The 13989-nt window shown below is 61.7% G+C and carries 12 protein-coding genes and 3 pseudogenes; 9 read left to right on the forward strand and 6 right to left on the reverse strand.

The genetic code is table 11. The features are described 5' to 3' along the window. Positions 1-58: 58 nt before the first annotated feature. From KGB20_RS00540 to KGB20_RS29175, 3 genes and pseudogenes are all read right to left on the reverse strand, one after another. On the reverse strand, positions 59-1735 hold the full coding sequence (locus KGB20_RS00540) for an MFS transporter (protein ID WP_223531741.1): 1677 nt from the start codon (positions 1733-1735) through the stop codon (positions 59-61). Between the two features lie 299 nt (positions 1736-2034). Further along, positions 2035-2790: a methyl-accepting chemotaxis protein gene (locus tag KGB20_RS29170; protein WP_371319477.1), complete on the reverse strand. Its 756-nt coding sequence runs from the start codon at positions 2788-2790 to the stop codon at positions 2035-2037. A gap of 102 nt (positions 2791-2892) precedes the next feature. Next, a pseudogene (locus tag KGB20_RS29175) lies at positions 2893-4359 on the reverse strand (HAMP domain-containing protein); the annotation flags it as partial. A 184-nt stretch (positions 4360-4543) separates the two neighbouring features. Between KGB20_RS29175 and KGB20_RS00550 the strand changes: the two are divergent. From KGB20_RS00550 to KGB20_RS00560, 4 genes and pseudogenes are all read left to right on the forward strand, one after another. Beyond that, the gene (locus KGB20_RS00550; RefSeq protein ID WP_056722503.1) at positions 4544-5860 is read left to right on the forward strand and encodes a Na+/H+ antiporter family protein; all 1317 of its coding nucleotides are present in this window, start codon (positions 4544-4546) and stop codon (positions 5858-5860) included. Positions 5861-6073: 213 nt separating this feature from the next. Continuing rightward, positions 6074-6844: pseudogene (locus KGB20_RS29180) on the forward strand (cache domain-containing protein); the annotation flags it as partial. A 315-nt stretch (positions 6845-7159) separates the two neighbouring features. Beyond that, a pseudogene (locus KGB20_RS29185) lies at positions 7160-7750 on the forward strand (methyl-accepting chemotaxis protein); the annotation flags it as partial. Between the two features lie 107 nt (positions 7751-7857). Continuing rightward, complete coding sequence (locus KGB20_RS00560) at positions 7858-8019, forward strand: metallothionein (protein ID WP_081015030.1); 162 nt, start codon at positions 7858-7860, stop codon at positions 8017-8019. A 27-nt stretch (positions 8020-8046) separates the two neighbouring features. On the opposite strand, the gene KGB20_RS00565 is transcribed toward KGB20_RS00560, so the two are convergent. Then, on the reverse strand, positions 8047-8325 hold the full coding sequence (locus tag KGB20_RS00565) for a hypothetical protein (protein ID WP_223531745.1): 279 nt from the start codon (positions 8323-8325) through the stop codon (positions 8047-8049). A gap of 33 nt (positions 8326-8358) precedes the next feature. Further along, positions 8359-8586 (reverse strand): DUF6555 family protein, encoded by a 228-nt coding sequence (locus KGB20_RS00570; protein WP_057714008.1) that lies wholly within the window; start codon positions 8584-8586, stop codon positions 8359-8361. A 146-nt stretch (positions 8587-8732) separates the two neighbouring features. Between KGB20_RS00570 and KGB20_RS00575 the strand changes: the two genes are divergently transcribed. The 5 genes from KGB20_RS00575 (at position 8733) to mnmH (ending at position 13088) form a co-directional block, all read left to right on the forward strand. Beyond that, positions 8733-9512: an AraC family transcriptional regulator gene (locus KGB20_RS00575; protein ID WP_223531747.1), complete on the forward strand. Its 780-nt coding sequence runs from the start codon at positions 8733-8735 to the stop codon at positions 9510-9512. A gap of 105 nt (positions 9513-9617) precedes the next feature. Then, positions 9618-9791 (forward strand): DUF1427 family protein, encoded by a 174-nt coding sequence (locus KGB20_RS00580; protein ID WP_079246732.1) that lies wholly within the window; start codon positions 9618-9620, stop codon positions 9789-9791. 27 nt (positions 9792-9818) lie between these two features. Continuing rightward, entirely contained in the window at positions 9819-10775 is a 957-nt protein-coding gene (locus KGB20_RS00585) for a zinc-binding alcohol dehydrogenase family protein (RefSeq protein ID WP_223531750.1), read from the forward strand. A gap of 175 nt (positions 10776-10950) precedes the next feature. Further along, on the forward strand, positions 10951-11985 hold the full coding sequence (selD, locus tag KGB20_RS00590; protein WP_057714011.1) for a selenide, water dikinase SelD: 1035 nt from the start codon (positions 10951-10953) through the stop codon (positions 11983-11985). Continuing rightward, on the forward strand, positions 11985-13088 hold the full coding sequence (mnmH, locus tag KGB20_RS00595) for a tRNA 2-selenouridine(34) synthase MnmH (RefSeq protein ID WP_223531752.1): 1104 nt from the start codon (positions 11985-11987) through the stop codon (positions 13086-13088). Before selD ends, mnmH begins: the two co-directional genes overlap by 1 nt. Positions 13089-13226: 138 nt before the next feature. On the opposite strand, the gene KGB20_RS00600 is transcribed toward mnmH, so the two are convergent. Next, positions 13227-13898: a histidine phosphatase family protein gene (locus KGB20_RS00600; protein WP_223531754.1), complete on the reverse strand. Its 672-nt coding sequence runs from the start codon at positions 13896-13898 to the stop codon at positions 13227-13229. Between the last annotated feature and the right edge of the window lie 91 nt (positions 13899-13989).

Here is a 13989-nt window from a genome sequence, read left to right on the forward strand (position 1 = left end):
ACTGTGGCTGACACACCGCTATCGCGAGCAGGCTCGCTCCCACAGGACCGGGCGCCGGTCAGGTGTGATGAATCTCCCGATCCTTGGTTTCCGGCATGAAGAAAATACCCAGCACCGCCGTCATCACCGCGATGACAATCGGATACCACAGCCCGTAGTAGATATCCCCCGTGGCCGCCACCATGGCGAACGCCACCGTCGGCAGGAAGCCACCAAACCAGCCATTGCCGATGTGGTAGGGAAGCGACATCGAGGTGTAGCGGATGCGTGCCGGGAACAGTTCCACCAGCCAGGCGGCAATCGGCCCGTAGACCATGGTCACGTAGATCACCAGGATCGTCAGCAGTAGCAACACCATCGGGTAGTTGGTCTTGGCCGGGTCGGCCTTTTCGGGGTAGCCGGCGTCCTTGAGGGCGGTGGCGAGGGTGGCGGCAAAGGCGTCGTTCTTGGCCTTGAAGTCGGCGGCCGGCATGCCGGTGCCCTCGAAGCTCTCGATCACTTTATCGCCAATGCGCACCTGCGCAACGGCGCCCGGCTCGGCGTCCGCGTTCTTGTAGGGGATGGCCCTTTTGGCCAGCACGGTCTTGGCCAAGTCACAGGAACTGGTGAATTTGGCCTTGCCCACCGGGTCGAACTGGAACGAACACTGGGCGGGATTGGCGACGACCGTGACCGGATTCTTCTCCTGCGCGATGAACACGTCGGGGTTACCGTATTGGGTCAGCGCGTGGAAGATCGGGAAGTAAGTCAGTGCCGCGATGATACAGCCCGCCATGATGATGCCCTTGCGCCCGATACGGTCGGACAGGCTGCCGAAAATGACGAAGAACGGCGTGCCGATCAATAGGGAGCCGGCAATCAGCAGGTTCGCGGTTTGCGGTTCGATCTTCAGCGTCTGCAACAGGAAGAACAGCGCATAGAATTGCCCGGTGTACCAGACCACGGCCTGGCCGGCGGTGCCGCCGAGCAGGGCCATGATCACGATCTTCAGGTTCTCCCAACGGGCGAAAGATTCAGTCAGCGGCGCCTTGGAAGACTTGCCTTCGGCCTTCATTTTCACAAACACCGGCGACTCGTTGAGCTGCAAGCGGATGTACACCGAGATAATCAGCAGCAGGATCGACAGCAGGAACGGAATCCGCCAGCCCCAGGCTTCGAAGGCTTCAGTGCCCAGCGCGGTACGGCAGGCGAGGATCACCAGCAGTGACAGAAACAGGCCGAGGGTGGCTGTCGTCTGAATCCACGAGGTGAAGTAGCCGCGTTTGCCCTTGGGGGCATGTTCGGCCACGTAGGTCGCGGCGCCGCCGTACTCACCGCCCAGCGCCAGGCCTTGCAGCAGGCGCAGGCTGATCAGGATGATCGGCGCGGCTACGCCGATGGTCGCGTAGCCGGGCAGAAAACCCACCACGGCCGTGGAAATACCCATGATCACGATGGTGATGAGGAACGTGTGCTTGCGCCCGATCATGTCGCCCAGTCGACCGAACACAATCGCCCCGAAGGGCCGCACGGCAAAGCCTGCGGCAAAGGCGAGCAGGGCGAAGATGAAGGAAGTCGTTTCGTTGACACCGGCGAAGAAGTGCTTGGCGATGATCGCCGCGAGGGAGCCGTACAGGTAGAAGTCATACCATTCGAACACGGTGCCCAGGGACGAGGCAAAAATGACCTTGCGTTCCTCCTTGGTGAGCCCGTGATGGGGCGCGCTGCCCGTGGTTGCATTGTCGATTGCTGCCATGAGTATTCTCCGTCTTGCTCTTGTTGTAGGCCGGAGTTCCCACCAACACTTACCGTACCCAGGCCCTGGGGCTGAAGTCATTGGATTACGTGGTTTGCATTCAGGTTGACGCTAGAAGGCGCTGCAAGGTTCCATGAAGCATAATCGGCTTGCGGCAGATATCCACTTGCCATCATTTGATTGGGCAGCACGAAAACTGTAGGAGCGAGCCTGCTCGCGAAGGAGTGTCAGCTACCTTGGTGTCGACTGACACACCATCGCGAGCAGGCTCGCTCCTACAGAGGGGATGTTTACCGGGTTTAAACGCGGAACTGGTCCATCAGGCTCTGCTGCTGGTTCGCCAGGCTATTGAGCGACTGGCTGACCCGCGCCGATTCATTGGCCTGGCCCGACAGCGACTCGGTCACGTCGCGGATGGTCGCCACGTTGTTGTTGATCTCCTCGGCCACCGCGCTTTGCTCTTCGGCGGCACTGGCGATCTGCATATTCATGTCGTTGATCACGGTCACCGCGTCACCGATCTGGCGCAGCGCCGTCACGGCCTGGCCAACCTGCTCGACACTGCCCTGGGCCTGACGATGGCTGTTGTTCATCGAACCCACCACCTCCTGGGTGCCGTTTTGCAGTTGTTCGATCACCAGACGGGTTTCTTCCACGGACTCCTGGGTACGCCGGGCCAGGTTGCGCACTTCATCGGCCACCACGGCAAACCCGCGCCCGGCCTCACCGGCACGGGCCGCTTCGATCGCGGCGTTGAGGGCCAGCAGGTTGGTCTGCTCGGCAATCGCACGGATCACTTCCAGTACGGTGCCGATCTTCTCGCTGTTGGCCGCCAGACCTTCGACCTGAACCATGGCCGCGCTCATGTCGGCGGCGAGGTTGTCGATGCTGGCGGTGGTGCGGTCGATCACGGTCAGGCCCTGACGGGTCGCCTGATCGGCATCGCGGGCGGCGTGGGCCGCTTGCGCGGCGCTGCGGGCGACGTCCTGGGCGGTGGCGCTCATTTCGTGGGAGGCGGTCGCCACCTGGTCCACCTGGCGGTACTGCTGCTCCATGCCGGCGCTGGTCTGTGCGGCGATGGCGGACGACTGATCAGCGGTGCTGCGGGCGTCCTGCACCGAGCGCTTCACTTCGGCAATGATCGGTTGCAGCTTGTCGAGGAAACGGTTGAACCAGCCGGCCAACTGGCCCAGTTCATCCTGCTTGTCGTAGGTCAGGCGGCGGGTCAGGTCACCTTCGCCGCTGGCGATGTCTTCGAGCATGTGCGCCACGCCGAGGATCGGTCGGGTGACGCTGCGGGCCATCAGCCACACCAGCAGCAGGCCGAGCAGCGCGGCGAGCACCCCCAGGCCGAGCTCGACCAGGGTACCGGCGGTGTTGCTGTCATCGAGTTGCTTTTTCAGGGCTTCGGCGGGGCCGACCAGGACTTTCTCCGGCACGTCGAGCAGCACGCCCCAGGATTTACCGCCGGGAATCGGCTGGAAGGGTGCCAGCACTTTCAGTTGCTGATGGCTGTGCAGGCTGGCGGTTTTGCTGCTGGCGGCGAGCATGCGCAGCAGTTCGGCGCCATTGGCCTTATCCACGGCGTCCAGGCGCTGGCTGAGTTTGCCGGCGTCCGGGCTGTAGCCGGCGAGCAGGCCGGCCGGGCTGATGATGCTGACGCTGGTCTGGCCGTCATAGAGCTTCTTGCTCGCGCCCAGGCTGACCGCTTGCAGGCTGTTGAGGTTGATGTCCACGGACAGCGAGGCGATCACCTTGCCGTTGACCATCAGTGGGAAAACGATGCTGGTCATCAGCACGTTCTGACCGTCGATCTCATAAAAGTAAGGTTCGATCACGCACGGCTTGAGCGTGGTGCGCGGACAGGTGAACCAGGCGTTGGCCGCTTCGCCGCTGGGGCCGGTGCTGGTGTCGGCCATGTCCTTTTCCGGCAGCGCCATGGACGTTACCTTGCCCGGCGTCGGCTGCGACCAGTAGAGGGCGAAACGACCCTTGTCGTTGCTGCCAAGCTCGGCTTGCCCGGCGAACAGTTCGTCCTTGCCGTCCAGCCCATTGGGTTCGAACACCAGGGACAGGCCGAGCAGGTCCGGGTTGGCTTGCAGGGCTGACTTGACCTGGCGGGTCAGGTCTTCGCGCAGGTCGAAGGCATCGAGAAAGCGCTTCTCGGCCTGGTCACGCAGGAACAGCACCTGCCGGGAGAAGCCGTGGCCGTACTGATAGGCGTCCATGAACTGCTGGCGTATCCCCAGCGCCTGGTTTTCGCCCTGGGACTCGATCCGGGCCTGGGCCGCCTCTGTCAGCATCTCCATGCTCGAGGCTTTCACCAGCTCGGAGCTGTGCTCCATGCGGTACAGCGAAAGACCCACCAGCAGGGTCACGATGCCCGCCAGGCACAGCCCGGCCAGCAGGGTGATTTTCCATTGAATGGAAAGTTGTCTGAGCGACATGGAGACGTCCTTATTCGATAAATATCTGAGACTTTGCACTGTAACGGCCGGGATTTTGGTTTCTTTATCCCGTCTATCGGCTATCAAACACTTCCCCCTTGTAGGAGCGAGCATGCTCGCGATGGTCGTCAACGATGACGATGGAAACCTGATACCCCCCGGTGCTCTCAGGTGCATCGCGAGCTAGCTCGCTCCTACAGGTCATCACATGTCGTTACATATCGACAGCGCCGAGGTGCTTTGACAAGGAGGTGACGCTGCGGCACAGTGCGCGCCCTCTAATAAAACCCATTCCTTAATCCGCTGGTGGCTCTTCGCAGACTGCCGGACGGAGTCTTTTCGTTTGTATCGAGGTAATGAAATGAATGCAGTAATTGCCGCGGTCGGCATCATGCTGATCCTCAGCCTGTCCCGCGTGCATGTGGTGATCGCCCTGATCGTCGGTGCGCTGGTCGGTGGCTTGACCGGTGGCCTGGGAATCGAGGCGACGCTCAAGGCTTTCAACAGCGGCCTCGGTGGCGGGGCGACGGTGGCGTTGTCCTACGCCTTGCTCGGCGCTTTCGCCGTGGCCATTGCCAAGTCCGGCATGGCCCATGCGCTGGCCGACAAGGCCCTGGCCATGGTCGACCGCCAGCACGCCAGCGGCGGTGGCCAGGTCAAATGGCTACTGATTGGCCTGCTCTGGGTCGTGGCCATCGCCTCGCAGAACATCTTGCCGATACATATCGCGTTTATTCCGTTGCTGGTGCCGCCGCTTCTTTATGTGCTGACCAAGCTGCAACTGGACCGTCGACTGATCGCCTGCGTCATGACCTTCGGCCTGATCACGCCCTACATGTTCCTGCCGGTGGGCTTCGGCAACATCTTCCTCAATGAGATCCTGCTGGCCAACGTCGCCCGCAGCGGCGTGGACATCAGCGGCATCAACGTGACCCACGCCATGGGCATTCCGGCCCTGGGCATGGTGGCGGGCCTGCTGATCGCGTTTGTCAGCTACCGCAAGAAGCGTGTCTACGACCTGGCGAAGATCGAACAGGTCGAGCAAGTGGCGGTGCAATACAACCCGCTGAGCCTGATGGTGGCCGGCGTGGCCATCGCGGCGGCGTTCATCATTCAGTTGTTGCTCGATTCGATGATCATCGGTGCGCTGGTCGGCTTCCTGATCTTCTCGGTGTCGGGCATTGTCAAATGGCGTGACACCGACGACCTGTTCACCGAAGGCATGAAAATGATGGCGATGATCGGCTTCATCATGATCGCCGCCTCGGGTTTTGCCGAAGTGATGAAGGCCACCGGTGAGGTGCAGACGCTGGTCGAGTCGTCGGCGTCGTACATCGATCACAGCAAAGGCATTGGCGCCTTGCTGATGTTGCTGGTGGGGTTGCTGGTGACCATGGGCATCGGCTCGTCGTTCTCCACCGTGCCGATCCTGGCGGCGATCTTCGTGCCGCTGTGCGTGCAACTGGGCTTCAGCCCGTTGGCGATCGTGTGCATCGTCGGCACGGCCGGTGCCCTGGGCGACGCCGGTTCACCGGCTTCCGACTCGACCCTGGGCCCGACTTCCGGCCTGAACATCGACGGCCAGCACCATCACATCTGGGACACCGTGGTCCCGACCTTCCTGCATTACAACCTGCCGTTGCTGGCGTTTGGCTGGGTGGCGGCGATGGTCCTCTAACCCCGATACCCCTGTAGGAGCGAGCCTGCTCGCTATGGACCCAAGAGCGCTGCGTTTAGTCAGTAAACACGCGGCATCGTTAACGACCATCGCGAGCAGGCTCGCTCCTACAGGGGCTCGCAAGTTAATTTCACCGCGTTCAACTTTTGACCCGGCGTGCCGTTAAAGCTTTTAACCACGCCAACAAAAATCAAAAGAGTGAACGTCATGCGCATGAGCCTCAAGGCAAAAGTCCTGTCCCTTGCCGTCCTCCCGGTGTTGCTGTTTGCGCTGGTCATCAGCCTGACCACGCTGTTCATTCTTCAGGATCAGGCGCGCAAGGAAGTCGAGCAGACCCGCGAGCGCCTGCTCAGCGATGCCAAGGCAACCTTGCAAAGCTACGTGGCCGTGGCCATGACCACGATCAAACCGCTCTACGACGCCGCCGCCCCCGGCGATGAGGCGGCGCGGGCCCAAGTGATCAAGCTGCTGTCGAGCATCACCTACGGCAAGGACGGTTACTTCTTCGGCTACGACTCCAACACCGTGCGCCTGTTCAAGGCCAATAGCCCCGAGGGCGTGGGCCAGAGCTTCAAGGACAACCGCGACCCGAACGGTGTCTACGTCAACCGCGACCTGGTGAAAGTCGCCAAGGACGGTACGCACTACCTGCAATACAGCTCGCCATTGCCTGGCAACACCCAGGTGCTGGTGCCCAAGCTCGGCTACACAGAATACCTGCCGAAGTGGGACATGGCGGTCGGCACCGCGGTCAACCTCGACGGCATCGAAGCACAAGTGGCCGTGGTCGAAGCCAAGGTCCAGGAGCGCATGCAAGGCATGGTGCTGAGTATCGTTGGCGTAGCAGTCGTGGTGCTGTTGGTGATCGCTGCTGCCGGGATGTTGCTGGCCAACACCATTCTGCGTCCGCTGCATCTGATGAAAGCCAACCTCGACGACATCGCGGCGGGCGAGGGCGATCTGACCCGCCGCCTGACCATCACCAGTCAGGACGAGCTCGGTGAACTGGCCGGTTCGTTCAACCGTTTCGTCGACAAGATCCACGGCCTGGTACGGCAGATCACCGAAATGACCTCGCAACTGACCGGGCTGGTGAACCAGGTGTCCGACCAGGCCAACCGTTCGGACCAGGCCATGGAACGCCAGCGTCACGAAACCGATCAGGTGGCCACAGCGATCAACGAAATGTCGGCGGCGGCCCAGGAAGTGGCCAAGAGCGCGCAGAACGCCGCGGTAGCAGCCCAGCAGACCGACGAAGAAGGGCAGGCGGCCAAGCGTGTTGTGGCCGGCAGCATCGAGAAGATCCATGCCCTGGTGGACGACATCCGCAGCAGCGGCGTGTCCCTGGACAGCCTGCAAAAAGACGTGTCGTCGATTGTCAGCGTGCTCGGGGTGATCCGCTCGATTGCCGAGCAGACCAACCTGCTGGCGCTCAACGCGGCCATCGAAGCCGCCCGCGCCGGCGAGGCCGGGCGCGGCTTTGCGGTGGTGGCCGATGAAGTGCGGGCGCTGGCCAGCCGTACACAAATCAGCACCCAGGAAATCCAGGGCATGATCGACCGTTTGCAGGCCGGCACCCAGTCGGCGGTGGAGGCGATGCGTCGCTCCAGCGAGGCCGGCGACGGCACCTCGGCCCAGGCCAACGAGGCGGGGGCTTCGCTGGACACCATGGCTCAGCTGATCGCGACCATCAACTCGATGAACGCACAGATCGCCAGTGCCGCCGAAGAGCAGACCGCCGTGGCCGAAGAGATCAATCGCAGCGTGCATCAGATTGCCGTGGCGGTGGACAGCGTCGCCGACGAAACCCAACTCGGCGCGCAAACCTCTCGCAGCCTGGCCGACCTCGGTCAGCGCCTGGGCAGCCTGGTCGGGCAGTTCCGTATCTGACGGAGCAGAGACAAGACCTGTGGGATTTTTGATAGGCAGGAGCGACAGCCACTACACTTATTCTGTGCATCCGAGCACTGGACGACCTTGCTAGAGGAGTCAGCTCCATGATTGACCGTGAAAGTATCTGCGATTGTGCGAAATGTACCTGCAAACTCGGTGAACATCCGATTGCCCGTCACGGCAAGCATTACTGCTGTGAAGCCTGCGCCAAACACCATGAGCATGGCGAGGAGTGCGCTCATAAAGACTGCAAGTGTGCCCACTGAAAACCACGGCATAAGCAAAAGTGGAGCCTAGTCCGGCTCCACTTCCAGCCTGAGGCTGTCATCTTCCAGGCGTTCGCTGTGGCGGACGGTGCCTTGCAAGCGCCGCCCTTCGACCCGCAGCACCAGGGTCTTGGCTTGCTCCAGATCTTCCGGCAGTGGCGCCGGGACGCGTATGGCGAAGCAGAATGGGTCATTTTCGACCTGTTCCAGTCCGATCCGGCACTCGGTGCTAATGGTGACGCGGCCGCTCGGCGTGTCCAGACCGTAGTCCAGTTGCGCAGGGCTGTTGACGGGTGCTGCGCTCATATCCCTTCCCCCGAACCTGATGGTTACCGGATATTAGTTCGCCGGCCGCCACTTGACGTTTTCCACGCCGAACTTTTCAGCCATCGGCTTGCTGGTCTTTTGCACCTTTTCGCGTCCGAATCGGGGGATTCGCCCCACCCCCGCGTCACAACTCGCCCAATGCCAGGCTTCTGCGTTATCCATTTTTTCCAGTCGGATGATGAATGATTTCGGAGCACCATGGAGGGTGTACTCGATGACGAATAATTTTGCACTGTTCATAAAGCCCCCGGTTCCTCCCTGTTGTACATAAAAGGATCGCGCGCCATCAGAAAAATTCACTCGGATTGTCGGATACCGGCGGTTGCTGGCGACACGTTCGGCGCCTCGTTACCATGGAGCCTTCCCGTACCCAATGAACATAGACCATGGCCCTCGCCGCACCACCTGACCTGAGTGACACCGATGTGCCTGTGCAACCGCTGGCCCGCACCTATCCGCGCGGGTTGTATATCGAGCCCCATGAGCACGTCTGGGGCCAGTTGCTGTATGCGATGAGCGGGGTGATGTGGGTCGAGACGCCGCATGAGGCGCTGGTGGTGCCTCCGCAACGGGCGGTGTGGTTGCCGCCCGGCGTGCCGCATGGCATCCGTGTGGTATCGGACCTGCAAATGCGCAATATCTACCTGCGGCCGTCCCTGGCGGCGACCCTGGATGACAGCGTTCAGGTGATCGAGGTCGGCGGTTTGTTGCGCGAGCTGATCGTCGGGCTGGTGGAGCAGGGTAACGACGGGGCGCCCGAGTATTACGACGCGCTGGTGGGCCTGGCGCTGCTGGAACTCAAGCGGGCCAGGCGTTCGCTGCTGAAAATTCCGCTGCCGGACGATTCCGACCGACGGCTGATGAACCTGTGTCAGGCGGTCATGGCCGCGCCTTCACTGGGCATTCCTTTCGAACAACATGCGGATAGCGCCGGAGCCAGCGTGCGCACCCTGGCGCGGCTGTTCAAGGACGGTTTGGGCATGGGCTTCGCCGAGTGGCGGCGTCAGGTGCAATTGGCGACGGCGGTGGCCGAGCTGATCCAGGGCGTACCGGTCAGCGCGATTGCCCGGGAGCTGGGATATTCGCCGAGCAGCTTCAGCGACATGTTTCGTCGTGAGCTGGGCGTTGCCCCTTCGCAGTTTCCTGCGGCGCAACGCCAGGACTGATTTCGTCGAAGCCAGGCTTTGGCCGAAATTCAGAAGCACTTGACCGATGATCAAAGGCGTCGCCCCCTAGACTTGGCGCATACCTCAATTGCCCCAGAGTCTGCCATGAACTACCTCGTGTCATTGGCCATCGGTCTGGGCGTCGGTCTGCTCTACGGCGCCCTGGATTTTCGTTCCCCCGCACCCCCGGCCATCGCCCTGGTGGGCCTGCTCGGCATGCTCGCCGGCGAAAAACTCTGGCCGATGGGGCGGGGGCTGGTGGCTGGCTGGATCTCCTGAACCCTTTTCGACTCGATGGATACGCCCATGAAAGCTCTGCAATTCGATAAAACCGGTGATCTCTCGGCCCTACGCTACGTTGAGGTGCCTACCCCCGTCCCCGGCGCCGATGAAGTGCTGGTCGAGATCAAGGCCGCTGGCCTCAACCCCAGCGATGTGAAGAACGTGCTGGGACGTTTTCCCTACACCACCTTGCCGCGGATTCCCGGTCGTGACTTTGCCGGTGTTGTCGTGGCCGGCCCGCAGGCGATGATCGGTCGGGAAGTCTGGGGCACGGGCAAGGAACTGGGCTTTTTCGCCGACGGTTCCCACGCGCAGTTCGTCAAGCTGCCGGCCAACGGCGTGGCGCTCAAACCTACGCATCTGAGCTTTGCCCAGGCTGCCAGCCTCGGCGTGCCGTACACCACGGCGTGGGATGCGCTGGAGCGCAGCCTGGTGACGGCCGAAACCCGATTGCTGGTCATCGGTGGCGGGGCAGTCGGCAGTGCCGCGCTGGCCTTGGCCAAGGTGCGCGGTGCCCGGGTGTTGGCGGCCGCGCGGCGTCCGGAGCAGGTCAAGGATTTGCAGGACCAGGGCTACCAGACCCTGCAACTGGATAAACCCGAAGACCTGGGCGCACAGGTCAACGCGGTGTATGCCGGCGGCGCCGACGTGATTTTCGACACCACCGGTTTCTGGTTGCCGGCCTCGGTAGCGGCCCTGGCCGCGTTCGGCCGCATTGCGATCATCGCGGCGCCCGTGGACGGTCACGTGCAGTTGCCGGCCCTGGCGTTGTATCGCAAGGGTGGCTCGGTTGTGGGGATCAACTCGTTGCTGTACGGGGTGCAGGCGTGTGCGGCGATGCTCGAACAGTTCGGCCGGTTCTTCGATCAAGACCTGTTGCCGTTGCCCCAGGGCTTGTTCGAGTCGCCATTGGCCGAAGGCCTGGAGCGTTATGCCGAGGTGAATCAGGGCAGTGGTGACAAAGTGATTCTGTTGCCATAACCGCGATCAATGTGGGAGCGAGCCTGCTCGCGAAGGCGATGGCACATCCAGCATGGATGTGCCTGACACACCGCTTTCGCGAGCAGGCTCGCTCCCACAAGGTCCATGGCCGCGCAACGCCTTGCGCATGCCTCGCTCTGCTAGAATCGGCCCATTGACCCAATGAGGTACCCCTATGAGCGAGCCGATTCGCCTGACTCAATACAGCCACGGCGCTGGATGCGGTTGCAAGATTTCTCCCCAGGTGCTGGAAGTGATCCTGGCCGGCAGTGGGGCGCAGAACCTCGACCCGAAACTTTGGGTCGGCAATGCCTCGCGCGATGATGCGGCGGTGTATGCAATCGATGATGAACGCGGCGTGGTCTCGACCACCGACTTTTTCATGCCGATCGTCGACGATCCCTTCGATTTCGGTCGAATTGCCGCCACCAATGCCATCAGCGACATCTATGCGATGGGCGGCGATCCGTTGATGGCGATTGCGATTCTGGGCTGGCCGGTGAACGTGCTGGCTCCGGAAGTTGCCCGGGAAGTGATACGCGGCGGTCGTTCGGTGTGTGACGCGGCGGGCATCCCGTTGGCAGGTGGGCACTCCATCGACGCGCCAGAACCGATCTTTGGCCTGGCCGTCACCGGTCTGGTGGAAAAGCGCCACATGAAGCGCAACGACACCGCCACGGCCGGTTGCCTGCTCTACCTCACCAAGCCCCTGGGGATCGGCATCCTTACCACGGCCGAGAAAAAGGGCAAATTGCGCAACGCCGACATCGGCCTGGCCCGGGACTGGATGTGCACCCTGAACAAACCCGGCAGCCGTTTCGGCAAGCTCGACGGTGTGACCGCGATGACTGACGTCACCGGTTTCGGCCTGCTCGGGCACCTGGTGGAAATGGCCGACGGCAGCCAGCTCACGGCGCGCATTGAATATGACCGCGTACCGCGCCTGCCGGGGGTGGAGTACTACCTGGAACAAGGCTGCGTACCGGGCGGGACTCTGCGCAATTTCGACAGCTACGCCAGCAAGCTCGGACGCCTTCAGGAGCTGCACAAACGTGTGCTTTGCGACCCGCAGACCAGCGGTGGCCTGCTGATTGCGGTGACGCCTCAAGGCAACGAGCAATTCCTCTCGGTGGCCGCCGAACTGGGCCTGAGCCTGGAACCGATCGGTGAACTGGTCGAGCGACAGAGCAACGCAGTCGAGGTGTTTTGATGTTCGTCGACTGCACTGATTACCGCGACATCTTCCTCAACGACCGGCCAATGATGGACGCCCGCGCGCCCGTTGAATTCAACAAGGGTGCGTTTCCCGGCGTGATCAACCTGCCGTTGATGAATGACCATGAACGCCAGCGGGTCGGCACCTGCTACAAGCAGCACGGCCAGCAAGCGGCCATCGTGCTGGGGCATCAACTGGTATCGGGCGCGGTCAAGGCCGAACGCATCCAGGCCTGGGCCGATTTTGCCCGGGCGCATCCGGATGGCTTGCTGTATTGCTTTCGCGGCGGCCTGCGCTCGCAGATTGTCCAGCAATGGCTCAAGGACGAGGCCGGCATCGACTATCCACGGGTGGGCGGTGGCTACAAGGCCATGCGCACCTTCCTGCTGGACACCCTCGATCAAGCCGTGACCCAGTGCAATTTCGTCTTGCTGGGCGGGATGACCGGCACCGGCAAAACCGAGGTGCTCACGCAACTCGACAACGCCGTGGACCTTGAAGGTCATGCCAACCATCGCGGCTCCAGTTTCGGCAAGCGCGCCACGGGCCAACCCTCGAATATCGACTTCGAAAACCGCTTGGCCGTAGACGTACTGAAAAAACGCGCCCGGGGCATCGAGCAGTTCGTACTGGAAGACGAAAGCCGTGCGGTGGGCAGTTGTGCCTTGCCGTTACCGCTTTACCAGGGCATGCAGCAGTTTCCGATGGTGTGGCTTGAAGACAGCCTGGAAGGGCGGGTCGAGCGGATCCTGCGCGATTACGTGGTGGATCTGTGTGCCGAATTCATCGACGTGCATGGCGAGGAGGGCTTTGCGCTGTTTTCCGAACGCTTGCTGGCAAGCCTGAACAATGTGCAGAAGCGCCTGGGTGGCGAACGTCATCGGCGCATGCTGGTTTTGATGGAGGATGCGTTGGCCGAGCAGGCCCGCAGTGGCGCGGTGGATCTGCACCGGGGCTGGATCGAAGGCCTGCTGTGCGAGTATTACGATCCGATGTATGCGTTTCAGCGGGAGAAGAAAGACGCGCGGATCGAGTTTGCCGGGGAGCGGGGGGCGGTTCTCGAGTATCTGCGTGAGCGGGTGAATCAACGAAAGTGATGTCGGTTTTACTGGCCCTATCGCGAGCAGGCTCGCTCCCACAGTAGATCTTCGGTGATCACATTTTTTGTGTGCTGCGCAGATCCAGTGTGGGAGCGAGCCTGCTCGCGATGAGGCCCTATCAAACGATGCGCAACGTCAGGTCGGGCAAGTTTCGGCACCATTATCCAGGCCTTGCTTGTACACCTGGCTCTGCAAGCTGGCCTTGCCGTTGTGCCAGGTCAGGGTGAGTACATACAGCGAGTCGTAGTCGCTGGACTCCCAGTCATCCGTGATGGTCATTTTCTTGCCGGTGGCGTCGCCGGCTACCTTGTTGATCAGCTCCGGCAGATAGCCGTGGGACCAGGCCGTGTAGATGACCGCATTGTGGTACTTGTCGTGGAGCAGTTCATCGGCCAGGTCACTGGTGTCATTGGCGGAAAAGTTGATGTTCACTGGCAGGCCAAGCTTGATGGCGCTAGGGCTGATGGTCATCAGTGGGCGGATGTAGCTGTAGGAATTGTCGAGCTCGCCTTCCTCGACGTTCCGCGTCGGGTTCGCCGCAAACACATAGTTGGCCTTGCCGAACTTTTCCGGCAGCAGCGTGGCCAGGTCGATGGCGCGGTTCAGTCCCTGGCAATTGAGCTGGCCCAGGCCTCCGGCGGGTTTTTCCCCGTGGCGCAGGAAGACCAGCGTCTGGGTGCCATCCATCGGTTGGGCGCGACTCAGGCCGGACTCCAGCGTCAGGCACACCGCGCTGACCACCAATAAGGCGGGCAACAAAAGGTAAGCGCGATGTTTGAAGCGTTTGGCAAAATTGAACAGGTTCATGTGTAAAGGGTCTTCAGCGTAATTCGGTTAAGGCTGACAAACCTCTACACCACGATTGTCCTGCGTCGGGTGTTTTCCATGTCATTGAAGC

The organism is Pseudomonas sp. BF-R-30 (genome assembly GCF_019956175.1).
GTDB lineage: Bacteria > Pseudomonadota > Gammaproteobacteria > Pseudomonadales > Pseudomonadaceae > Aquipseudomonas > Aquipseudomonas jessenii.

Excerpts from the sequence above, each read along its gene's own strand:
- selD (WP_057714011.1), top strand. The coding sequence starts at position 10,951 with ATGAGCGAGCCGATTCGCCTGACTCAATACAGCCACGGCGCTGGATGC.
- KGB20_RS00570 (WP_057714008.1), bottom strand. The coding sequence starts at position 8,586 with ATGAACAGTGCAAAATTATTCGTCATCGAGTACACCCTCCATGGTGCT.
- KGB20_RS00550 (WP_056722503.1), top strand. The coding sequence starts at position 4,544 with ATGAATGCAGTAATTGCCGCGGTCGGCATCATGCTGATCCTCAGCCTG.
- KGB20_RS00575 (WP_223531747.1), top strand. The coding sequence starts at position 8,733 with ATGGCCCTCGCCGCACCACCTGACCTGAGTGACACCGATGTGCCTGTG.
- KGB20_RS00580 (WP_079246732.1), top strand. The coding sequence starts at position 9,618 with ATGAACTACCTCGTGTCATTGGCCATCGGTCTGGGCGTCGGTCTGCTC.
- KGB20_RS00600 (WP_223531754.1), bottom strand. The coding sequence starts at position 13,898 with ATGAACCTGTTCAATTTTGCCAAACGCTTCAAACATCGCGCTTACCTT.
- KGB20_RS00585 (WP_223531750.1), top strand. The coding sequence starts at position 9,819 with ATGAAAGCTCTGCAATTCGATAAAACCGGTGATCTCTCGGCCCTACGC.
- KGB20_RS00565 (WP_223531745.1), bottom strand. The coding sequence starts at position 8,325 with ATGAGCGCAGCACCCGTCAACAGCCCTGCGCAACTGGACTACGGTCTG.
- KGB20_RS29170 (WP_371319477.1), bottom strand. The coding sequence starts at position 2,790 with ATGGAGCAGCAGTACCGCCAGGTGGACCAGGTGGCGACCGCCTCCCAC.
- mnmH (WP_223531752.1), top strand. The coding sequence starts at position 11,985 with ATGTTCGTCGACTGCACTGATTACCGCGACATCTTCCTCAACGACCGG.
- KGB20_RS00560 (WP_081015030.1), top strand. The coding sequence starts at position 7,858 with ATGATTGACCGTGAAAGTATCTGCGATTGTGCGAAATGTACCTGCAAA.
- KGB20_RS00540 (WP_223531741.1), bottom strand. The coding sequence starts at position 1,735 with ATGGCAGCAATCGACAATGCAACCACGGGCAGCGCGCCCCATCACGGG.